The sequence below is a fragment of the Undibacter mobilis genome, from assembly GCF_003367195.1.
GTDB lineage: Bacteria > Pseudomonadota > Alphaproteobacteria > Rhizobiales > Xanthobacteraceae > Pseudolabrys > Pseudolabrys mobilis.
Genome location: NZ_QRGO01000002.1, coordinates 646,067 through 666,193, shown reverse-complemented (window position 1 = coordinate 666,193; position 20,127 = coordinate 646,067). Strand labels below are relative to the sequence as shown.

At 64.2% G+C, this 20,127-nt stretch carries 19 protein-coding genes and 2 pseudogenes; 10 read left to right on the top strand and 11 right to left on the bottom strand.

Translation table 11 applies throughout. The features are described from left to right. The first annotated feature begins 14 nt into the window (after positions 1-14). Positions 15-785, top strand: a complete 771-nt coding sequence (locus tag DXH78_RS17400) for a sulfite exporter TauE/SafE family protein (protein ID WP_245416919.1) — start codon at positions 15-17, stop codon at positions 783-785. A gap of 8 nt (positions 786-793) precedes the next feature. On the opposite strand, the gene DXH78_RS17395 is transcribed toward DXH78_RS17400, so the two are convergent. The 3 genes from DXH78_RS17395 to DXH78_RS17385 form a co-directional block, all read right to left on the bottom strand. Next, the gene (locus DXH78_RS17395) at positions 794-994 is read right to left on the bottom strand and encodes a DUF2158 domain-containing protein (RefSeq protein WP_115518470.1); all 201 of its coding nucleotides are present in this window, start codon (positions 992-994) and stop codon (positions 794-796) included. 65 nt (positions 995-1,059) lie between these two features. Beyond that, positions 1,060-1,947, bottom strand: coding sequence for an oxygen-dependent coproporphyrinogen oxidase (gene hemF / locus DXH78_RS17390; RefSeq protein ID WP_115518469.1), 888 nt, complete (start codon positions 1,945-1,947; stop codon positions 1,060-1,062). Further along, positions 1,944-2,399 carry a tRNA (cytidine(34)-2'-O)-methyltransferase gene (locus DXH78_RS17385; protein ID WP_115518468.1) on the bottom strand — a complete coding sequence of 152 codons (456 nt, stop codon included), beginning with the start codon at positions 2,397-2,399 and terminating at the stop codon, positions 1,944-1,946. Before DXH78_RS17385 ends, hemF begins: the two co-directional genes overlap by 4 nt. Before the next feature lie 248 nt (positions 2,400-2,647). Here DXH78_RS17385 and petA point away from each other — a divergent pair, with 248 nt between their 5' ends. From petA to DXH78_RS17360, 4 genes and pseudogenes are all read left to right on the top strand, one after another. Continuing rightward, positions 2,648-3,175, top strand: coding sequence for a ubiquinol-cytochrome c reductase iron-sulfur subunit (gene petA, locus DXH78_RS17380; protein WP_115518467.1), 528 nt, complete (start codon positions 2,648-2,650; stop codon positions 3,173-3,175). A 35-nt stretch (positions 3,176-3,210) separates the two neighbouring features. Further along, positions 3,211-5,282: pseudogene (locus tag DXH78_RS20295) on the top strand (cytochrome c1). A 101-nt stretch (positions 5,283-5,383) separates the two neighbouring features. Continuing rightward, positions 5,384-6,262 (top strand): S-methyl-5'-thioadenosine phosphorylase, encoded by an 879-nt coding sequence (locus DXH78_RS17365; RefSeq protein ID WP_115518464.1) that lies wholly within the window; start codon positions 5,384-5,386, stop codon positions 6,260-6,262. Positions 6,263-6,280: 18 nt separating this feature from the next. Beyond that, entirely contained in the window at positions 6,281-6,829 is a 549-nt protein-coding gene (locus DXH78_RS17360; RefSeq protein ID WP_115518463.1) for an adenine phosphoribosyltransferase, read from the top strand. Positions 6,830-6,854: 25 nt separating this feature from the next. Here the strand turns inward: DXH78_RS17360 and DXH78_RS17355 are convergent, their stop codons facing one another. The 7 genes from DXH78_RS17355 to DXH78_RS17325 form a co-directional block, all read right to left on the bottom strand. Beyond that, the gene (locus DXH78_RS17355) at positions 6,855-7,448 is read right to left on the bottom strand and encodes a GNAT family N-acetyltransferase (protein ID WP_115518553.1); all 594 of its coding nucleotides are present in this window, start codon (positions 7,446-7,448) and stop codon (positions 6,855-6,857) included. A gap of 38 nt (positions 7,449-7,486) precedes the next feature. Beyond that, complete coding sequence (locus DXH78_RS17350) at positions 7,487-8,668, bottom strand: M48 family metallopeptidase (RefSeq protein WP_115518462.1); 1,182 nt, start codon at positions 8,666-8,668, stop codon at positions 7,487-7,489. A gap of 137 nt (positions 8,669-8,805) precedes the next feature. Beyond that, positions 8,806-9,369, bottom strand: a complete 564-nt coding sequence (locus DXH78_RS17345; RefSeq protein WP_115518461.1) for a LemA family protein — start codon at positions 9,367-9,369, stop codon at positions 8,806-8,808. Between the two features lie 315 nt (positions 9,370-9,684). Next, complete coding sequence (locus tag DXH78_RS17340) at positions 9,685-9,885, bottom strand: hypothetical protein (RefSeq protein ID WP_115518460.1); 201 nt, start codon at positions 9,883-9,885, stop codon at positions 9,685-9,687. A 212-nt stretch (positions 9,886-10,097) separates the two neighbouring features. Beyond that, positions 10,098-13,550: a chromosome segregation protein SMC gene (gene smc, locus DXH78_RS17335; RefSeq protein ID WP_115518459.1), complete on the bottom strand. Its 3,453-nt coding sequence runs from the start codon at positions 13,548-13,550 to the stop codon at positions 10,098-10,100. A 261-nt stretch (positions 13,551-13,811) separates the two neighbouring features. Beyond that, positions 13,812-14,480, bottom strand: a complete 669-nt coding sequence (locus tag DXH78_RS17330) for a DsbA family protein (protein ID WP_115518458.1) — start codon at positions 14,478-14,480, stop codon at positions 13,812-13,814. A gap of 112 nt (positions 14,481-14,592) precedes the next feature. After that, on the bottom strand, positions 14,593-15,084 hold the full coding sequence (locus tag DXH78_RS17325) for a DUF721 domain-containing protein (RefSeq protein ID WP_115518457.1): 492 nt from the start codon (positions 15,082-15,084) through the stop codon (positions 14,593-14,595). A gap of 67 nt (positions 15,085-15,151) precedes the next feature. Between DXH78_RS17325 and mutY the strand changes: the two genes are divergently transcribed. Both mutY and DXH78_RS17315 read left to right on the top strand, forming a co-directional pair. Further along, positions 15,152-16,198, top strand: a complete 1,047-nt coding sequence (gene mutY / locus DXH78_RS17320) for an A/G-specific adenine glycosylase (RefSeq protein ID WP_245416918.1) — start codon at positions 15,152-15,154, stop codon at positions 16,196-16,198. A 35-nt stretch (positions 16,199-16,233) separates the two neighbouring features. After that, on the top strand, positions 16,234-17,205 hold the full coding sequence (locus DXH78_RS17315; protein ID WP_115518455.1) for an SMP-30/gluconolactonase/LRE family protein: 972 nt from the start codon (positions 16,234-16,236) through the stop codon (positions 17,203-17,205). A gap of 131 nt (positions 17,206-17,336) precedes the next feature. Here the strand turns inward: DXH78_RS17315 and DXH78_RS17310 are convergent. Next, positions 17,337-17,837, bottom strand: a pseudogene (locus DXH78_RS17310) (YciE/YciF ferroxidase family protein); the annotation flags it as partial. Positions 17,838-17,979: 142 nt separating this feature from the next. Between DXH78_RS17310 and DXH78_RS17305 the strand changes: the two are divergent. The 3 genes from DXH78_RS17305 to DXH78_RS17295 all read left to right on the top strand — a co-directional run bounded on the left by DXH78_RS17305 (position 17,980) and on the right by DXH78_RS17295 (position 20,104). Further along, the gene (locus DXH78_RS17305; RefSeq protein WP_115518453.1) at positions 17,980-18,330 is read left to right on the top strand and encodes a RidA family protein; all 351 of its coding nucleotides are present in this window, start codon (positions 17,980-17,982) and stop codon (positions 18,328-18,330) included. Between the two features lie 66 nt (positions 18,331-18,396). Continuing rightward, entirely contained in the window at positions 18,397-19,620 is a 1,224-nt protein-coding gene (locus DXH78_RS17300; RefSeq protein WP_115518452.1) for an aminotransferase-like domain-containing protein, read from the top strand. A gap of 4 nt (positions 19,621-19,624) precedes the next feature. Further along, on the top strand, positions 19,625-20,104 hold the full coding sequence (locus DXH78_RS17295) for a CinA family protein (protein WP_115518552.1): 480 nt from the start codon (positions 19,625-19,627) through the stop codon (positions 20,102-20,104). Positions 20,105-20,127 lie beyond the last annotated feature (23 nt).

Sequence of the window (20,127 nt, the reverse complement as noted above, 5' to 3'; positions counted from 1 at the left end):
GCACGCGCGGCGTCATGGACATGCTCTCGGGACTTCTCGGCGGCTTCGCCGATATTTCGCTGGCGCAGCTTGTGCTCGTGGCCGCGGTCGCGCTGTTGGCGGGCATCATCGGCGGCGTGTCCGGTTATGGCAGCGGCGCGCTGATGCCGCTGGTTCTGGTGCCGATGGTCGGCGCGGCGCCGGTGGTGCCGATCATTGCCATTGCAGCACTGTTCAATAATTCCGGCCGCGTGTCGGCCTATCTGAAAAATCTCGACCGGCGCCGCGCCGTCATCGCCACGGTGATGGCGCTGCCCGGCTGCGTGCTGGGCGCCTGGGGCTATTCACGGCTGTCAGGGGCCGGCGCGGCCATCGTGATCGGGACCATGCTGATGGCGAGCGTGCCGCTGCGGCGCTTTGCCCGGCGGCGCAACTGGCGCATCGACGACCGCGGCCTGGCATTCGGCTCGGCCGGCTACGGCGTGCTGGTCGGTGGCACGGCGGGATCGGGCGTGATCATGCTGTCGCTTTTGATGGCGGTCGGGCTCGAAGGCGCGGCCGTGATCGCGACCGACGCCATGGTTTCCATTGGCGTCGGAATTGTGAAGGTCTCGGTGTTCGGTCTGTCGGGCGTGCTCACACCGCAGATCATTGCGCTGGCGCTGCTGACCGGGCTGGTGTCGATGCCCGGCGCACATTTGTCACGCTTCATTGTCCAACGCATGCCGATCCACGTCCACACCGCGATCCTTGATGCGGTCGTGCTGGTCGGCGGCGCAACAATGATTGCTTCGGCATTCAGGTAGAAGACGCCTTAGTCCTCGTCGTCGTCTTCTTCGTCCTCGTCGTCGCCGACTTCGACTTGCTCAAGCGCGATGGTCGGAATGACGTCGCGCGACAATTCACCGACATCGCTCATCCACATGCACTCGACGCCTTCTTCAGTGGCCGCGACGACGGTCATGGCCGGGCCACCCGATTTCAGAACGACAATGCTGCCTGCCAGAAAGGTCATAGGTTCCCCAATTCGATGTCTGATTGATATTCGCTCAAGTCTAGCGGGGAAGCGTGACAGCTAAATCACGGCCATTTCACGACGGGCGGCATCGACGACAGGATCGAGTCGACATTGCCGCCGGTCTTGAGGCCAAAGATGGTACCCCGGTCATAAAGCAGGTTGAATTCGACGTAGCGGCCGCGGCGCACGAGTTGCTCGTCGCGGTCGGCCTCGGTCCATGGCGTCCCGAAATTCCGTTCGACGATCTTCGGATAGATGTCGCGGAAGGCGCGGCCGACGGCTTGCGTGAACGCGAAGGTCGCGTCCCAGTCGCTCTCCAGATAGTCGTAGAAGATACCGCCAATGCCGCGCGGCTCGTTGCGGTGCTTGAGGTGGAAATACTCGTCGCACCATGTCTTGAATTTCGCATAGTCGGCGACACCCTTGTGCGCGTCGCAGGGCGCGCGCATCGCGGCGTGGAAAGCGACGGTGTCGGAATCGTCCTGCCTGCGCCGCCGGTCGAGCACCGGCGTCAGGTCGGCGCCGCCGCCGAACCACGCCTTCGATGTGACGACGAAGCGCGTGTTCATGTGTACCGCCGGTACATTCGGGTTCTGCGGATGCGCGATCAGCGAGATGCCCGACGCCCAGAAATTCGGATTGTCAGTGGCGCCGGGAATCTGGGTGCGGAATTCCGGCGCGAATTCGCCGTGGACGGTCGAGCAGTGCACGCCCACCTTCTCGAATACCCGGCCGCGCATCATCGACATCACGCCGCCACCGCCCGGCTGACCGGTGTGGTCGGTGCGCTGCCAGGGGGTGCGCACGAAGCGGCCAGCCGTCGGCGTGCTCGGCGCGGACGCGGCGGGCAGGGCGTCTTCGAGCGCCTCGAAGCTGGCGCAGATCTCGTCGCGCAGAGCCTCGAACCAGGTGCGGGCGCGATTCTTTTGGTCTTCGAGTGTGGCGGTCATGGCGAGGGATTTAGCTGCCGCAGGGCCTCTCCGGCAACCATGGCGGTGGCGACCGCAATATTGAGCGACCGGAAGCCCTCGCGAATCGGGATGCGGAGCCGGACGTCGGCTGCGTTGTGGACGGCTTCGGGTACGCCGGCAGATTCGCGACCGACCATGAGGATCTGGTCCTCGCCATAGCGGTGGTCGAGATAGGAAGTGTCGGCCGCGGTGGTCATCAGCACCAGGGCGAATCCTTCGCGCCGCCGCCAGTCCTGAAAATCGGCAAATGAGGCGTGGCGGACAATCGTAATCCGGTCGAGGTAGTCGAGCCCGGCGCGCCGGAACGCGCGGTCTGTCACTGGAAATCCGGCCGGTTCGATAATGTGGGCCTCGATTCCCAGGCAGGCGCAGGTTCGCAGGATGGTGCCGGTATTCTGGGGAATATCCGGTTCGTAAAGCGCGATCCGCATCGGTATGCCTTGAAGCCGGGGGCCCGGCTAAGCGGTTCTGAACGAAGGATTTGTGCAGGGTGGCCGGGGTAGCCTCTGTGCGCACTTGCGCTCGCACCGCAAGGGTGTCAATAGAACGCTTCGAAATCGCCGTTCTGCCTTGAACAGGGCCGCGCGATGCCGGTCTGCCCCGCAGCCTTTGCAGGAAGAGGTTTCCTCAAAGGCGCCAGCCTGGGGTGGAAAACCAAGCCGGGGGAGAGGGTTCAGACGTGACGACCGTGTCTTCTGCGGAGCACACGCGCCGCGATTTTCTATATGTAGCCACCGGAGCTGTCGCCGCCGTCGGCGGGGCCGCCGTGCTGGTGCCGCTCATCGCCCAGATGAATCCGGACGCCTCGACGATCGCGGCCGGTGCGCCGATCGAAGTCGATCTGGCGCCGGTTGCCGAAGGCCAGGTCATCAAGGTCTTCTGGCGCTCCAAGCCCATCTTCATCTCGCATCGGACGAAGAAGGAAGTCGACGAAGCCAAGAACGTCGACGTCGCCACGCTTCCCGATCCGGAAACCGATGCCCAGCGCACCAAGGCCGGTCATGAGCCGTGGCTGGTGGTGATTGGCATCTGCACCCATCTGGGTTGCATTCCGCTCGCGCACCAGGGCGAATACGGCGGCTTCTTCTGCCCCTGCCACGGTTCGGTCTACGACACCGCGGGCCGCATCCGTAAGGGTCCGGCGCCGAAGAACCTCGTCCTGCCGCCTTACCAATTCGTCTCCGACACCCGAATCCGGATCGGCTGATCCGCAACGCGTGCATTTATTCTGAAGGTTCGATCATGAGCGGACACTCGACCTACCAGCCGCAGAACGCCTTTCTGCAATGGATCGAGAAGCGGCTGCCGATTGGCGGTCTCATTCATTCGTCTTTCGTCGCCTATCCGACCCCGAAGAACCTGAACTACTGGTGGACCTTCGGCGGCATCCTGTCGTTCATGCTCGGCGTGCAGATCATCACCGGCATCGTGCTGGCGATGCACTACACCCCGCATGTCGATCTCGCCTTCAATTCGGTCGAGACGATCATGCGCGACGTCAATTACGGTTGGCTGCTGCGCTACGTGCATTCCAACGGCGCGTCGATGTTCTTCATCGCCGTCTACATCCACATCTTCCGCGGCATGTATTACGGCTCCTACAAGGAGCCCCGCGAAGTGCTGTGGATCCTCGGCGTCATCATCTATCTGCTGATGATGGCCACGGGTTTCCTTGGTTACACGCTGCCGTGGGGCCAGATGAGCTTCTGGGGCGCCACCGTCATCACCAACTTCTTCTCCGCCATTCCGGGCGTCGGCGAGACCGTCGTGACCTGGCTGTGGGGCGGCTACGCCGTCGGCAATCCGACGCTGAACCGCTTCTACTCGCTGCACTATCTGCTGCCGTTCGTGATCGCGGGCGTCGTTATCCTGCACGTCTGGGCGCTGCACGTCGCCGGCCAGAACAACCCGACCGGTATCGAGCCGAAGTCGGACAAGGACACGGTGCCGTTCACGCCCTATGCGACGGTGAAGGACGGCTTCTTCATCGTGGTGTTCTGCATGATGTATGCGTGGTTCGTGTTCTACACGCCGAACTTCCTCGGCCACGCCGACAACTACATCCCGGCCAATCCGGCGGTGACGCCGGCGCACATCGTGCCCGAATGGTACTACCTGCCGTTCTACGCGATCCTGCGCGCCATTCCGGACAAGCTGCTCGGCGTTCTCGCCATGTTCGGCTCGATCGCGATCCTGGCCTTCCTGCCGTGGCTCGACACGTCGCGAGTCAAATCGGCACGCTACCGTCCGCTATACCGCCAGTTCTTCTGGCTGTTCGTGGCGGTGTGCATCGGCCTCGGCTGGCTCGGCTCCAAGCCGGCGGAAGGCATCTACACGCTGATCGCGCGCATTCTGACCTTCTACTACTTCGCGCATTTCATCATCGTGCTGCCGCTGCTCGGCATCTTCGAGAAGACAAAGCCGCTGCCGAATTCGATCTCCGAATCGGTCCTGGCGAAGGCCTGAGCGGGAGAACGGACATGACGATGCATCGTACTTTCATCGCTCTCGCTCTGGCGGTTTCGCTGGGCTCTTCCGCCGCGCAGGCCGCCGAGGATGCGCATGCGCAGCCCAAGCCGCCGGCGCAGAAGTGGTCCTTCTCCGGTCCCTTCGGCAAGTTCGACGAGGGCCAGCTTCAGCGCGGTTTCAAGGTCTTCAAGGAAGTCTGCGCTTCCTGTCACTCGATGAGTCTCGTCTCGTTCCGCAATCTGGCGGAGCCGGGCGGTCCGGGCTTCTCCGAGAAGCAGATCGAGGCACTGGCCGCCGAGTACAAGATCAAGGACCTCGACGACAAAGGCGAGGCGATCGAGCGCAACGGCCGTCCGGCCGACAAGTTCCCGGCGCCGTTCGCCAATGCGCTGGCCGCCGCGGCCGCCAATGGCGGCGTCGCGCCGCCGGACTTCTCGACGCTGGCGAAGGCGCGCACCTACGAGCGCGGCTTCCCGTGGTGGGTCATCGACATCTTCAGCCAGTTCCAGGAGCAGGGCCCGGATTACATCCATGCCATCCTCGTGGGCTACGAAGACGCGCCGAAGGATTTCGTGATGCCGGCGGGCGGCAACTACAACAAGTACTTCCCGGGCCACGTCATCGCCATGCCGAAGCCGCTCACCGAAGGTCAGGTGACCTACGACGACGGCGCGCCGCAGACGCTCGAGCAGTATTCCCATGACGTCGCGGCCTTCATGATGTGGGCGGCGGAGCCGCACCTCGTCGCGCGCAAGCGTCTCGGTTTCCAGGTCATGATCTTCCTGCTCGTGCTTTCGGGCCTGCTGTACTTCACCAAGAAGAAGGTGTGGTCGGCGGTCCACTAGGACGCAGTCAGCGAGTTTGAAATGCGAAGGGCCCCGCAAGGGGCCCTTTGTTTTTGGATTGCCTGCTGTAATCTGGGTATTGCCTCCAGCGAAGGTTTTACATGACCAAAGCCGTTCTCGGCATTATCGGCGGCTCCGGCATTTACGACCTGCCGGGCCTCGAAAACGTCCGCGAGGAGCGGGTTCACAGCCCGTGGGGCGAGCCGTCCGGCGCGCTGCGCATTGGCGACATCGCCGGGCTGCCGGTGGTGTTCCTGGCCCGTCACGACAAGGGCCATCGCCTGTCGCCCTCCGATATCAATTACCGAGCCAATATCGACGCCCTGAAGCGCGCCGGCGTCACCGATCTGGTGTCGCTGTCGGCCTGCGGCTCGTTCCGCGAGGACATGCCGCCCGGCACCTTTGTGCTGGTCGACCAGTTTGTCGACCGCACCCACAGGCGTGAGAGTTCGTTTTTCGGCAAAGGCCTCGTCGCTCATGTCTCGATGGCGCATCCGGTATCGCCGCGGCTGCGCGACCGCATCGCGGCCGCTGCCGTGGCCGAAGGCATCGAGCCCAAGATCGGCGGCACCTATATCTGCATGGAGGGGCCGCAGTTCTCCACTTACGCCGAGAGCATGACCTACAAGCAGCTCGGCTATTCGGTGATCGGCATGACCAACATGCCGGAGGCCAAGCTCGCCCGTGAGGCCGAGATTTGTTACGCGACGGTGGCCATGGTCACCGATTTCGACTGCTGGCATCCCGAGCACGATGCCGTCACGGTGGCCGATATCGTCAAGGTGTTGCTCGGCAATGCCGATCTTGCCAAGCGGCTGGTGGCGCGGCTGGCGCGCGACTTTCCGCGCGAGCACGAGGCTTGCCCAATCGGTTCCGACCGGGCGCTGGACAACGCGCTGATCACGCAGCCCGAGGCACGCGACCCCGAACTGATCAGGAAGCTCGATGCGGTGGCGGGCCGGGTGCTCGGCAAACGTTAGAGCGTGAGACCAATCATCATGAATGAAACGACCGTCCAATCCGAACTCCGCGATGCCGTGCGCTCGATCCCGGACTATCCCAAGCCCGGCATCGTCTTCCGCGACATCACCACGCTGCTCGGCAATGCGCGCGCCTTCCGGCGCGCCGTCGACGAACTGGTGCAGCCCTGGGCCGGCTCCAAGATCGACAAGGTTGCCGGTATCGAAGCGCGCGGCTTCATTCTCGGTGGCGCGGTGGCGCATCAGGTGTCGGCCGGCTTCGTGCCGATCCGCAAGAAGGGCAAGCTGCCGCACAAGACGGTGAGCGTCGCCTATGCGCTGGAATACGGCGAGGACATCATCGAAATGCATGCCGACGCGCTGGTCGAAGGCGAGCGTGTGGTGCTGGTGGATGACCTGATCGCGACCGGCGGTACCGCCGAGGCGGCGGTTAAACTGCTTCGCCAGTTAGGGGCAGAGGTGCTGGCCGCCTGTTTCGTCATCGACCTGCCCGAACTCGGCGGCGCCGAGAGGCTGCGCAAGCTCGGCGTGCCGGTGCGCACGTTGATCGGCTTCGAAGGACACTGACGCGAAGATCAGGGCGGGCGCGTCGCTAGCCCGGCGGCCGCGCCAGCGAAAATGCCAGATGCTGCTTCACCGTCGGCCATTCGCTGGCGATAATGCTGTAGACGACGGTGTCGCGCAGCGCGCCGCCCGCGCCGATCTGATGGCTGCGCAGAATGCCGTCCAGCTTGGCGCCGAGCCGTTCGATGCCGCGCCGGCTGGCCCGATTGAAGAAGTGCGTGCGGAATTCGACGGCGATGCAATCCAGCCGCTCGAAGGCATGCGTCAACAGCATCAATTTGCATTCGGTGTTAAGGGCGGTTCGCTGTACGCGTTTTGCGTACCAGGTCGAGCCGATCTCGACGCGGCGATTGGCGGCGTCGATGTTCATGTACGTGGTCATGCCGGCAATGCGGCCGTCGCCGTCGAACACAGTAAACGGCAACATCGATCCGGCGGCCTGCAGGCCGAGCCGTCGCTCGATCTCTTTCTCCATGCCTTCGGGCGAGGGGATTGCCGTGTACCAGAGCTGCCATAACTCGCCGTCCTTCACCGCGTCGATCAGGCCCTCGCGATGGGCAAGCGTGAGTGGCGCAAGGCGCGCGTGGGTGCCGTTCAGGACAACGGGTTCAGGCCAAGGCAGAGAGGATGGCATGGAGGGGACTTTCGTAAGCGATGGTTCTATCGGGGGGTAGATCCGCTCGGGCCGCTGCTGTCGTCGAGCGGGGATCGATCGGGCAGAAACGGCTTGTCTTGTGTCGGACCTGTTTCCCACGGGCCCTTTGCGCTGCCGTCTTGTTGTGGCTCAGTGCCCCAGGGCCCCTTTGAGGCAGCGTCTTCGATCTGCCCTGCCGGATCGGCTGGCGCTTCCAGCGCCAGAGGTCCTGGGTCGTGGCCACCGGCGAACTTGACCAGCGCTGCCACACGCGCATCGACCGACGGATGGGTGGCGAAGATGTCGCTGAAGCCCTGCCGAGGATTGTCGATGCACATTTCCATCACGGATGAATTGGCGCTCGCCAGTTCGCCGCGATTCTCGATCTTGCGCAATGCCGTGATCATGGCGTCGGGATTCTTGGTGAGTTCGACCGCGCCGGCATCGGCGAGATACTCGCGCTGGCGGGATAGCGCAAAGCGGATCACGATCGACAGAATCCAGGCGACGACGATCAGGACGATGGCGATGACGATCGCAATCGCGGCGCCGCCGCCCTTGCGGTCGTCATTGCTGTCGCGGCGGCGGAAACCGCCGTAATAGGCGTTCTGGAAGAACAGCCGGAACACCATTTCGCCGAAGAAGGAGATGACGCCCGCGATCACCACGGCGATTACCAGCATGCGCACATCGCCATTGCGGATGTGGGTCAGCTCGTGGCCGAGCACCGCTTCCATTTCCTGATCGTTCAGCGCGCCGATAAGTCCGCGCGTCACCGTGATCGAATATTGTTTGTCGTTGAGACCGGTGGCGAAGGCGTTGAGAGCGTCGTCTTCGGCGATGCGCAAGGTCGGCATGGTGATGCCGCGCGAGATGCACAGGTTCTCCAGCAGATTATAAAGCTGCGGCTCTTCGGCGCGGGTGATGGGATGGGCGCCGGTGACGGCGTCGATCATCTTCTGATGAAACTTGTAGGCAATGAATACCCAGATGATGGTGCCTACGGTGGCGAAGGGAGCCGCCACGACGAAGTCGTAGGTTGCTGCCTGGATCAGATAATCCAGCGGGGCGTTGGCGATGCTGAGCGCCTCGGCCAGCAGCGCCCCGGCGAACACCAGTACATAAACGAGGAAGAACAGGCCGATGAGCAGCGCGATCGACCGGCGCCGGTTCGACTGGATGTGTGTGTAAAGACCGTAGGCGGCCATGCTGCTTCCACCTGTCCCGGGCGCGGCGCAGCGCGTGAGCGGTGCGCTGCTGATCCGGGACCGTTACGGACCGGGACCTGGCGATCCCGGGTCAGCAGCGCATCATTCCATGCTGCGCTGCGCCCGGGACAGGCAGGCTAGAACTTCACGCTCGGCGCCTGCTCCAGCTGCGGGCGCGCGTCACCGAGATCAAAGAAGGTGCGGGGGTGGAAGCCGAACATGCCGGCAAACAGGGCAGCCGGGAACTGTTCGATCCCGGTGTTGTATTCCTGCACCGCATTGTTGAAGAAGCGGCGCGCGGCGGCGAGCTTGTTCTCGATGTCGGCGAGTTCGCTCTGGAGCTGCAGGAAGTTGGTGTTGGCCTTCAGGTCCGGATAGCTCTCGGCAAGGGCGAAAAGCTGGCGCAGCGCGCCGCTCAGCATGTTCTCGGCGGCCACCTTTTGTTCGACGCCGGGAGCGGCGATTGCGGCATTGCGAGCCTGGACGACGGCTTCCAGCGTGCCGCGTTCGTGCGCGGCGTAGCCTTTCACGGTCTCGACAAGATTCGGGATGAGGTCGTGTCGCTGCTTGAGCTGGACGTCGACGTCGGCAAAGGCCTGGTTGGCCCGTTGCCGCATAGCGACGAGGCTATTGTATACAGAAATCGCCCACAGAACGATGACGACGACGACGCCAAGGATGACCCAGCCGGTGGTGGACATTGAAGCGCTCCTGATGAACCTGCGCCCACATCTGCCGACGGGGCTTGCGCCGGGGCAGCCGGCTCCGGTCGCGGTCTGGAACTATCTCTAAACCTGTCTGATCACAGAAAAAAGGCCCCGAACTCGCGTTCGGGGCCTTTCGCCAGACGGCTATTCGGGGGGTAAGGGGGGAGCCGCCCGACTTAACAGACGGATCATTAACCCCGACCCCGCCGGTTGGTTCCGCGCAGGGTCAGCGTCGAACGCCAGTTTTCTCATGTGAAGATCTATTCCGGCGAGAATTGCATGGCGGCCATGCAACGACGGTTCGATCGCTTAGCGCTGGTGACCCAGCCCAATGTTGAGCTTGAGCGCCTGCTGGCGCAGTGCGCCCGGGGTCCGCTTGAACTCCTTGGCGATCTTGGCGACCGGCGTACGCGCTTTCGAATGCGCTTTCAGCTTCTTGTATTCTTCATTGGTCCAGGGCCTGCGCCGAATTTTCTTCGTGGCGGCCTTTTTGGAGGACTTTTTAGCCATTCCATTTTCCTTCATCGTATAGGGCATAAGCGTTCGCTAAGCGCGCGCGTGCGTCCTATCTCTCAAATCGACAAATGCCAAATGTTTTTTACTGCAACTGCGGCATCACGCGATTGCAACTAGATGTTTAATATATGGCAATTGTAACAAAAGATCGGCGGATCGTCCGACCTTCCAATTTATCAATGCAGAATAATATCTGCACGCCAGCGTCAGCCGGCCTCGCGGAAGCGCACGGCGGCTTCGAGATCCACTGAAACGAGCTGGGAGACGCCGCGTTCCGCCATCGTGACGCCGAACAACCGGTTCATGCGCGCCATGGTGATCGGATTGTGCGTAATGATGACGAAGCGCGTATCGGTCGACTGCGTCATTTCATCCAGCATGTCACAGAATCGTTCGACGTTGTGATCGTCGAGCGGTGCGTCGACTTCGTCCAGCACGCAGATCGGCGCCGGATTGGTGAGGAACACGGCGAAGATCAGCGCCATCGCGGTCAGCGCCTGTTCACCGCCGGACAGCAGCGACAAAGTCGCCGGCTTCTTGCCGGGGGGCTTCGCCAGGATTTCAAGGCCGGCTTCCAGCGGATCGTCGCTTTCGATGAGCTGCAACTCGGCGGTGCCGCCGTTGAACAGCTTGGTGAAGAGCTGCTGGAAGTGCGTGTTGACCTGCTGGAACGACGCCATCAGGCGTTCGCGCGCTTCGCGGTTGAGGCTCTGGATGCCAAGGCGCAGTTTTTTGATCGCCTCGACGAGATCGTCGCGCTCGGCGGTCAGCGACGTATGCTGGGTCTCGACCTCGACCAGTTCCTCTTCGGCGCGCAGATTGACGGCACCGAGACGCTCGCGCTCGCGGCGCAGCCGCTCCAGCGTGGCCTCGATTTCGGCGAGGTCGGGCAGGGCCTCGCCCTCGGTCAGTTCGGCAAGTTCGGCAACGCCCTGCGGCTCGACCTCGAGCATGTCGTGGATTTCGCGGGCGATATCGGCAAGGCGGCGCTTGGACGCCTCGAAGCGCTCCTCGGCGCGGGCGGCTTCTTCACGCGCGGTCGAGGCGGCTTCCAGCGCCGCGCGGGCGTCGCGATCGGCCTCGCCCAGCGCGTTCTCGGCTTCCTGCAGCCTGTCGGCGCATTCGCGGCGATCGGCCTCGGCCAACTGCACTTCGCTGATCAGCGCTTCACGCTTCTCGGCAAAGACCTGCGGTGCATTTTCGAGTTCGGTACGATCGCGCTGCGCCTCGGCGATGCGCTGTGAGAGTGTCTCGGTCTGGCCGCGCGCGCTTTCCTGCCGCGTGAACCAGCCGTCCTTCTCCTCGCCAACCTGACGCAGGCGGCGGTCGGCGATTTCCGCTTCACGGACGATGGCCTGCTGTTCGGCGCGAACTTCGGCGAGGTGAGCGCGCTTGGCGGCGATATCGTCGCGCACGGTGGCAAGTTCGGCCTCGAGGTCGGCCGCCGGGGCAAGCGCGGCCAGCGCCGTCTCTGCCTGCGCCGTGCCGGTGGTGGCTTCGTCGTGGTTGGCGGTGAGGCGGGCATGGGCTTCGGTCAGCGCCGACAGCCGCGCGGCGTTGCGGTTGACTTCGCGCTCGGCCACTTCGTGGCGGTCGCGCGCCGCATTGACCTCGCGCTGCCGTTCGCGGCCGGCATTACGGTGTTCCTGCTCGGCGGCGGCGGCGGCGGTCAGGGCGGCTTGCGCGGCTTCGCTGTGCCGGCGGGCAGATTCGGCGTCGGCGCGGGCGACTTCGAGTTCGGACTCGATCTCGGCAAGGCGGGCGCGCTCGGCGAGGCGGCGCGCGGCGCCGGTCGGCGCGTGCGCGGCGGCGGCAAAACCGTCCCAGCGCCACAGGTCACCTTCAGGCGAGACGAGACGCTGGCCCGGCCGAAGTTGCGCGGCGAGGCGCGGGCCGGCTTCCTTGTCGACGACGCCGATCTGATTGAGGCGGCGCGTCAGTTCTTCGGGCGCGCGGACATGGGCGGAGAGCGGAGACGCGCCATCCGGCAGTGCCGGATCGTTCGCGTCGACCGTCGAACCGACCCAGCGCATCGGCGCCGTCGCATCGATCGGCGCATCGAGATCGTCGCCGAGGGCGGCGCCGAGAGCCTTCTCGAAGCCCTTGTCGACGGTGATGTTGTCCATCACCGGCGGCCACAAATTCTTGCTTTCGACGGCCAGCACCTTCGACAGCGTTTTGGCTTCGGTCTCCAGCCGCTGTACGCGGCGTTCGGCCTCGGTGAGCGGATTGCGCGAAGCTTCCAGCGCCGCGCGCGCAGCAGCATGGGCAGCCTCGGCGTCGATCGCCGCATTCTCGGCAATGGCCAGCGCCTGCTGCAGATCCTCGACCTGAGCCGTCAGCGCCGCCAGATCGGGGCCGCTATGGCCACTCAGCGTCTCGATCTCGCGCGTGATCTCGGCCATTTCGGCCTCGATCTTGCCGGCGCGGTCGCGGTGCTGTCGCATGGCGCTTTCGAGCTGGTTGCGCTGCGCGGTGAGGTCGGCCAGCCGCGCCGTGAGCTCGGAGAATACCTTTTCGGCGGCGGCGAGCGCGTTGCTCGCCTCATCGACACGGGCATCGACGCCACTGCGGCGACCGGCGCTTTCGGCCGCCTCGGCCTTGATCATCTCTTCTTCCGCGGCGAGGCGGGCGATCGCGGCGTCAGCATCGGCGACCAGCTTCTGCTCGCGCTCGGCGTCGGCGGCGAATTGCACGAGGCGTTTGTCGAGTTCGCTGATGCGATCCTTGGCGCGCTGCTCCTCGCGATCAAGCTCCTGCATGGCGATGTTGAGGCGATGCAGCGCGGCGCCGGCGCGGGCTTCGGCCTCGCGCAGCGGCGGCAAAGTGGCGGCGAGATTGGTCTGGCGGACCGAGGCTTCGGCCTGCGCTTCGGTGCGCGCGGCGACTTCGCGCACGCACAGATCCTTGGCGTGCTCTGCGGCGGCCTGTTCGACATTCGCTGCGGTCCAGCGCAGGTGATAGAGCGTCGCTTCAGTCTTGCGCACCTGCGCCGAGACCGTGCGGTAGCGGATCGCCTGCTTGGCCTGCTTGCGCAGCGCTTCCATCTGGCCGGCGAGCTGGCCGATCACATCTTCGATGCGCAGCAGATTGGCTTCGGCAGCCTTCAGGCGCAGTTCGGCTTCATGACGGCGGGCGTGCAGTCCGGAAACGCCGGCGGCTTCTTCAAGTACGCGGCGCCGCTGTTCGGGCTTGGCCTGGATGATTTCGCCGATGCGGCCTTGATGCACAAGGGCAGGCGAGCGCGCGCCGGTCGAGGCATCGGCGAACACGATCTGCACGTCGCGGGCGCGCACTTCCTTGCCGTTGATGCGATAGGCCGAACCGGACTCGCGCTCAATGCGGCGCGCGATCTCGAGCTGGTCGGTATCGTTGAACTGCGCCGGCGCCGAGCGTTCCTTGTTGTCGATCAGGATCGCGACTTCGGCATTGTTACGGGCCGGACGCGTGTTCGAACCCGAGAAGATGACGTCGTCCATCGAGGACGCGCGCATCGACTTGTACGAGTTCTCACCCATGACCCAGCGCAGCGCTTCGACCAGGTTCGATTTGCCGCAGCCGTTGGGACCGACCACGCCGGTCAGGCCCGGCTCGATAACGAAATCGGTCGGTTCAACGAAGGACTTGAAACCGAGGAGACGCAACCGGGTAAGAATCATACTGGAGAACCTCGACCCGCGACGGCGCATAGGCCGTCTTTCGGGATTGTCGATGACTAACGAGAACGGGGTGCCGGGGCCACCGCCCGGGCGCTATACGTCGTATGCCGCTTCTAGCGGCACAATGAAATCTCAGGCCGGCCCAAGCAACTGAGGCGACCCGGAAAAGCCCGGTTTTCCAGACTTTTCGGCTGTGGATTGGGATAAAAATACCCTTGTACCACCGGACTATATATTGGGTCCGGCGGAACCCGGGTGGCCTCAGCTCTTGATCAGCGGGTCGATGATCTTGGACATGTCCTCGACCGACAGCGAACCCGTATAGAGCTTGCCGTTGATGAAAAAGGACGGGGTCGACTGAACCTTGAACTTGTCTACCGCGCGCTGGCGCATCGCCTCGATGCCATCCAGCACCTTCTGGTTCGACAGGCAGGCATTGAAGGTTTCCTGGGTGAAACCGGCCTGCTTGGAGATTGTCAGCAGCGGTTCCAGCGGCTTTTCGACCGCCCAGGTGCGCTGCTGGCGGAACATGGTGTCGATGAAGGCGAAATACTTGTCCGAATTGGTCTCGGCATTGCAGCGCGCCAGCATGAAGACCGCGGCGGCGAGGTTGTCGAGAGGGAACTCGCGGAAGATGAAACGCACCTTTCCGGTGTCGACGTACTTCTTCTTGATCTCCGGGAAGGTCGTTTCTGAGAAGTGGGCGCAGTGCGGGCAGGTCATCGAGGCATATTCGATGACGGTGACCGACGCCTTCGGGTCGCCGATCGCCATGTCCGGCAGCGCCGTCGGCGCCATCAGCTCGGTTTCGGACACTGCGGCCTGAGCCTGCGCCGGTTCGGTCAGGGCCGGCAGGGTGGACAATCCCAGTGCCGTGGCGAGCGCCACGAAAGCCGTGCTCTGGCAGAATTCACGTCGGGTCAGGCGCAAGGGATGTCTCCGTTACAATATTCGCGGAAAAAGCGTCCGCAGATGGCATTCTGCTAGCTGGACAGGATGATTGTGGCAATGGCGCGAACCCGAGCCCGTGCGCCAGCAAACCTCACTTTGTCTTGATTGCCGACCCCAGGCGGGCCAAGGCGTCGCGCAGGGCGTCGTCCTCGATTTCGGTCATGTCGGCGGCGAGGCGGGCCGTCAGGGCCGGATCGGGCGGGGCCGGCCGGGCCTTCGGCACCTTTCGCCGCAGCGGTGCCTGCCGCAGCGCCAGCCGGCCGATGGCCTGCCAGCCGAAAAACCGGTTCACCCGCTCCAGAATGACCGACGACTGATGCTGGATTTCGAGCGCCATCGGCCCCTCGACGCGCAGCACCAGCGTCGCCGGTTCGGCCTGCTCGACCTCTCCAACATCGGACTTGGGGCGCGGCCAGTTGATCTTCATCGGCTCGCTATGGGCCGCGATCTCCGCGCCGACAATGGCCGGCCAGCGGGTGAGGATTTCGCTCGAGGCAAAGCCTTGCGCTTTCAGCGCGCCGCCGAGGCTCGCCGCGGTGAACTCGGAAAGCGGACGTGGAAAACTGCTCGCGGGCTTGCTCATCAGCCTCTGTCCTAGGCATCGTGCCACCATGAACGTAGCAGTCCGCCCCTCGCGGCGAAAGAAAGCAATGCCCGACCCGGCCGGTCTGCTCGCCTGGTACGACCGGCACCGCCGCGTTCTGCCGTGGCGCGCGCGGGCCGGCCACAAGACCGCCCCTTACGCCGTGTGGCTGTCGGAAATCATGCTGCAGCAAACCACCGTCAAAACGGTGGGGGCCTATTACGTCAAGTTCTTGAGTCAATGGCCGACGGTCGAGGCCTTGGCGCGATCGCCGCTCGACGATGTGCTGCGCGCCTGGGCCGGCCTTGGCTATTACGCCCGCGCGCGCAATCTCCATGCCTGCGCGATTGCGGTGGTCGAGCGCCATGGTGGCGAGTTTCCGGCCGATCTCGAGGCGCTGCGGGCGCTGCCGGGCATTGGCGACTACACCGCGGCCGCGGTCGGCGCCATCGCCTTCGATCTGCCGGCGGTGCCGGTCGACGGCAATGTCGAGCGCGTGGTGAGCCGGCTGTTCGCCGTCGAGGACCAACTGCCGGCGGCCAAGCCCGAGATCAAGCGGCTGGCGGCGTCCCTGATGCCGCCGGCGCGCACCGGCGATTTCGCGCAGGCAATGATGGATCTCGGCGCCACCATCTGCACGCCACGGAAACCGGCCTGTGCGCTATGTCCGTTCGACAGCGTTTGCATCGCCCGGGCGCGCGGCGACCAGGAGAGCTTCCCGCGCAAGGCGCCCAAGCGCGAAGGCAAACTCCGGCGTGGCGCGGCCTTTGTTGTGCTGCGCGAGGATGGCCGTGTGCTGCTACGCCAGCGCCCGGAAAAAGGCCTGTTGGGGGCCATGACCGAAGTGCCGGGCAGCGACTGGTCGCATGATTTCGATGCCGCGACCGCACTCGAGGCCGCGCCGAAGCTCGGCGGCAAGGTGAAGTGGCGCAAGCTGGCCGGCGAGGTGACGCATGTCTTCACGCATTTTCCGCTGGCTCTGACGGTGTTCGTCGCGCAGGTGCCGAAGGCGGCCGCCGCGCCGAAGGGCGCGCGCTGGGTCGAGGTTGCCGATCTGCCGGGCGAGGCGCTGCCGAACGTCATGCGCAAAGTTTTGGCGCATGCGCTAGATTGAGTTCACAGAATAAATCCGCGGGGGAAATTGAAACGATGTCGCTCGATAGCAAAGCCGCCGTGCTCGCTGGCCAGTGGTCGCCCAGCCAGCGTTATCCCGATCCGCTGATCACGGCGCTCGATCCACGCTTCAAGAAATATCATCTGCCGCTGTCGAGCGTGGAGCGGCTCTACACCGGGACGCGCTGGGGCGAAGGGCCGGTCTATTTCGGCGACGCGCGCTGCCTGATCTGGAGCGATGTGCCGGGCAACGTCATGTTGAAATGGGACGAGGAGAGCGGGCAGGTCGCTCCGTTCCGCAAGCCGTCCAACAACGGCAATGGTAATACCCGTGACAGACAAGGCCGGCTCCTCACCTGCGAGCATCTGACGCGCCGCGTCACCCGCACGGAATATGACGGCACCATTACGGTGATCTGCGACAATTTCGGCGGCAAGCGGCTCAACTCACCGAACGACGTCGTGGTGAAATCGGACGGCTCGATCTGGTTTACCGATCCCCAGTTCGGCATCCTCGGGAATTACGAGGGCGACAAGGCGGAATCCGAACTGCCGACCAATGTCTATCGCGTCGATGGCGCGACCGGCCAGGCGAGCGTGGTGGCCGAAGGCATCAATCAGCCGAACGGGCTGGCGTTCTCGCCCGACGAGACAAAGATCTACATCGTCGAGTCGCGCAGCGAGCCGCGCAAGATATTGAGCTTCGATGTCGGCGCCGGCGACAAACTCGCCAACCGCAAGGTGCTCATCGATGCCGGCCCGGACGGCACGCCCGACGGCTTCCGCGTCGATATCGACGGCAATCTGTGGTGCGGCTGGGGCATGACGCCGCAACTCGACGGCGTGCGCGTGTTTACGCCCGAGGGCGAGCCGATCGGCCATATTTCACTGCCGGAACGCTGCGCCAATGTCTGTTTCGGCGGCGTCAAGCGCAACCGCCTGTTCATGGCCGCCGCGCATTCCTTGTACGCGCTCTACGTCAATACGCAGGGCGTGAAGGGGGGATGATTGTCAGTCCGGGTCCGGCGCGAAGCGCCGTCCCGGAATGACAGAGACTATATTGCCGGAATGCCCGCGGCGGCGACGAGCATGGCGTTCTCGGCCTGCTCGGCCTTGGTCGGCTTCTTCAGCTTGGTCGCTGCCGCCTTCTTGTTGATCTTGCGTTTGGCGATGCCGCCCAGCTTCTTGTCGGTCGCCTTCTCTTCCTTGAGGGTCATGTTGAGAATTTTGGCGACGTCCGCTCGGCCGATCAGCCGCGCCCATGCGACCAAAGTTCCGTAGCGCGTGATCTCGTAGTGCTCGACCGCCTGTGCGGCGGCGATCAGCGCGGCGTTGAGGATGGTCTTGTTCTCGATCTCGCCGGCGATTTCGTTGGCTTCCTCGATAATGCCGTCGATGGCCGGGCACTTGGTGCCCTGCGGCACCGACTTCATCAACTTGAACACGCGGTCGAGCCGCTTGATCTGGCCGTCGGTCTGCTTGAGGTGCATCCGGAAGCCCTTCTTGAGCTCGGCATCGGATGCCTTCTCGATCATGTCGGGCATCGCCTTCTTGATCTGGTGCTCGGCGTAATAGATGTCCTGCAGGGTGTGGATGAACAGTTCTTCGAAAGTGTCGATATCGGAGGAAAACCAGCCCATGGTGAACTCTCCCTGTTGGGGCGCGGCGGCGGGTGAAACGCGCGCTTGTCCACTATAAGTAAAACCGCTGTTCCGAGTTCCCTTTGGCGCCGAAGCCCGCTAAGAATTCGGCCGGATTTTCAACCGAGCGGAGGAAGGCCCCATGGCCATCGAGCGTTACGATTCCAACCAGCGCATGAGCAAGTGCGTGGTTCATGGCAACACCGTCTATCTGGCGGGCATTGTCGCCAACGACGCCAAGAGCAAGGACATGACGGCCCAGACCAAGGACATTCTGGCGCAGATCGACGGCTACCTGGCCAAGGCCGGCACCGACAAGTCGAAGCTGCTGTCGGCCAATATCTGGATCACCTCGATGTCGGAATTCGCGGCGATGAACGCGGCGTGGGACGCCTGGGTGTCGCCCGGCAACACGCCGGCCCGCGCCACCGTCGAAGCCCAACTCGCCGGGCCGGAATACAAGGTCGAGATCATGGTGCAGGCGGCCAAGTAAGGCCGCCCTTGCGTCACGAATGTCATGCCCGGCACATAGAAGGCCGGGCATGTTGGGAGAGGAAATATGCCCTTCGACTTCACGCCGCTGTTTCCGGCGAGCCTGCCGCCGCCGGCGGTGCGCTGGGCCGGCGCGCCGAAATACAATTTCGTCGGCGGCAATAACGATCCGGGCGAAGTGCCGCTCGACGGCCTGATGGCGGCTGCGCAATCGGTGCTCCAGCGCGAAGGCCGTACGCTGGCGACTTACGGGCTCAACAGCGGCCCGCAAGGCTACCGGCCTTTGCGCGACTTCCTCAGCACCAAACTCAAGCGCGATGCCGGCATGACCTGCAGCGCCGACGATATCCTCATCGTGTCCGGGTCACTGCAGGCGCTGGATCTGGTCAACAGCGCGCTGCTCGCGCGCGGCGATACGGTGATCGTCGAGAAGGACAACTATCAGGGGTCGCTCAACCGCTTCACCCGGCTCGGCGTAACCGCGGTGGGCATTCCGCTCGACAAAGGCGGCATGCGCATGGATGCGCTCGAGGCCGCGCTGCAGGATCTCAAGGCCCGCGGCGTCACGCCGAAGTTCATCTACACCATTCCGACGGTGCAGAACCCGACTGCCACCATTCTCGACGAGAGCCGGCGCGCGCGTCTGCTCGAACTTGCCGACGCGTATGACGTGCCGATCGTCGAGGACGACTGCTATGCCGACCTCGTCTGGAGCGGCGAGCGCCCGCGCGCCATCCACGCGATGAGCCAATCGGACAATGTCATTCACATCGGGTCGTTCTCGAAATCCATCGCGCCGGCTCTGCGCGTCGGTTTCGTCGTCGCGCCCTGGGCGGTGATGTCGCGCATGCTGGCGCTGAAAACCGACGCCGGCTCCGGCGCGCTGGAGCAGATGGTGCTTGCCGAATATTGCGCGGCGCATTTCGGGACCCATGTGCCGGCGCTGCGCAAGGGGCTGCGCAAGAAGGTCGAGACCTTGATGGAAGCGCTCAACGAGCAGTTCGGCACGGCGGCGGAATTCGACGATCCCAAGGGCGGCATCTTCCTGTGGGTCAAGCTGCCGGACAATGTCGATAGCCTGAAGCTATACCAGGCAGCGCTGAAGGAAGGCGTAGCGATCAATCCTGGGCCGGAATGGTCGGTCGACAAGGACCATAGCAAAAGCCGGATCCGCATCTGTTTCGCCAGCCCGTCGCATCAGGACATCCGCGAGGGCATCGCCGTACTGGCCGATGTCTGCCGCCGCGAATTCGGCGTGCCCACGCGCAGCAGCAATGTCGCCAAGGCTTGAAATCATGAAATCGCTCGCGCCTCTCGCCGAACAGGTCGCCGGACGTCTGATCGCGCGTCAGGAGACGATCGCCATCGCTGAATCCTCGACCGGCGGCCTGATCGCCGCGGCGCTGCTCGCGGTGCCCGGCGCCTCGGCCTATTTCCTCGGCGGCGCGGTGGTCTACACCAAGACATCGCGCGCGGCGCTGCTCGGGATCGGCGATGCCGAGATGAAGGGCCTGCGGCCCTCCACCGAAGCCTATGCGCTCCTTGGCGCGCGGACGATCCGCGACAAGATGAATGCCACCTGGGGCCTCGGCGAAACCGGGGCGACGGGTCCGACCGGCAATCGCTATGGCGATGCCGCCGGCCATACCTGCATCGCGGTTGTCGGACCTATCGAGCGCGCGATCACGCTCGAAACGGGCAGCCCGGATCGTGCCGGTAATATGGAAGCCTTCGCCAAACGGGCGCTGGAGCTGTTGGTGGAGGCGCTCACCTAGCGATTGTCATCACCGGGCCGGTC

Bases quoted from the DNA above. Each gene is read 5' to 3' on its own strand.
- smc (WP_115518459.1), bottom strand. From the start codon at position 13,550: ATGATTCTTACCCGGTTGCGTCTCCTCGGTTTCAAGTCCTTCGTTGAA.
- DXH78_RS17400 (WP_245416919.1), top strand. From the start codon at position 15: ATGGACATGCTCTCGGGACTTCTCGGCGGCTTCGCCGATATTTCGCTG.
- DXH78_RS17360 (WP_115518463.1), top strand. From the start codon at position 6,281: ATGAATGAAACGACCGTCCAATCCGAACTCCGCGATGCCGTGCGCTCG.
- mutY (WP_245416918.1), top strand. From the start codon at position 15,152: ATGCCCGACCCGGCCGGTCTGCTCGCCTGGTACGACCGGCACCGCCGC.
- DXH78_RS17365 (WP_115518464.1), top strand. From the start codon at position 5,384: ATGACCAAAGCCGTTCTCGGCATTATCGGCGGCTCCGGCATTTACGAC.
- hemF (WP_115518469.1), bottom strand. From the start codon at position 1,947: ATGACCGCCACACTCGAAGACCAAAAGAATCGCGCCCGCACCTGGTTC.
- DXH78_RS17345 (WP_115518461.1), bottom strand. From the start codon at position 9,369: ATGTCCACCACCGGCTGGGTCATCCTTGGCGTCGTCGTCGTCATCGTT.
- DXH78_RS17295 (WP_115518552.1), top strand. From the start codon at position 19,625: ATGAAATCGCTCGCGCCTCTCGCCGAACAGGTCGCCGGACGTCTGATC.
- DXH78_RS17385 (WP_115518468.1), bottom strand. From the start codon at position 2,399: ATGCGGATCGCGCTTTACGAACCGGATATTCCCCAGAATACCGGCACC.
- DXH78_RS17315 (WP_115518455.1), top strand. From the start codon at position 16,234: ATGTCGCTCGATAGCAAAGCCGCCGTGCTCGCTGGCCAGTGGTCGCCC.
- DXH78_RS17300 (WP_115518452.1), top strand. From the start codon at position 18,397: ATGCCCTTCGACTTCACGCCGCTGTTTCCGGCGAGCCTGCCGCCGCCG.
- DXH78_RS17395 (WP_115518470.1), bottom strand. From the start codon at position 994: ATGACCTTTCTGGCAGGCAGCATTGTCGTTCTGAAATCGGGTGGCCCG.
- DXH78_RS17325 (WP_115518457.1), bottom strand. From the start codon at position 15,084: ATGAGCAAGCCCGCGAGCAGTTTTCCACGTCCGCTTTCCGAGTTCACC.
- DXH78_RS17340 (WP_115518460.1), bottom strand. From the start codon at position 9,885: ATGGCTAAAAAGTCCTCCAAAAAGGCCGCCACGAAGAAAATTCGGCGC.
- DXH78_RS17305 (WP_115518453.1), top strand. From the start codon at position 17,980: ATGGCCATCGAGCGTTACGATTCCAACCAGCGCATGAGCAAGTGCGTG.
- DXH78_RS17350 (WP_115518462.1), bottom strand. From the start codon at position 8,668: ATGGCCGCCTACGGTCTTTACACACACATCCAGTCGAACCGGCGCCGG.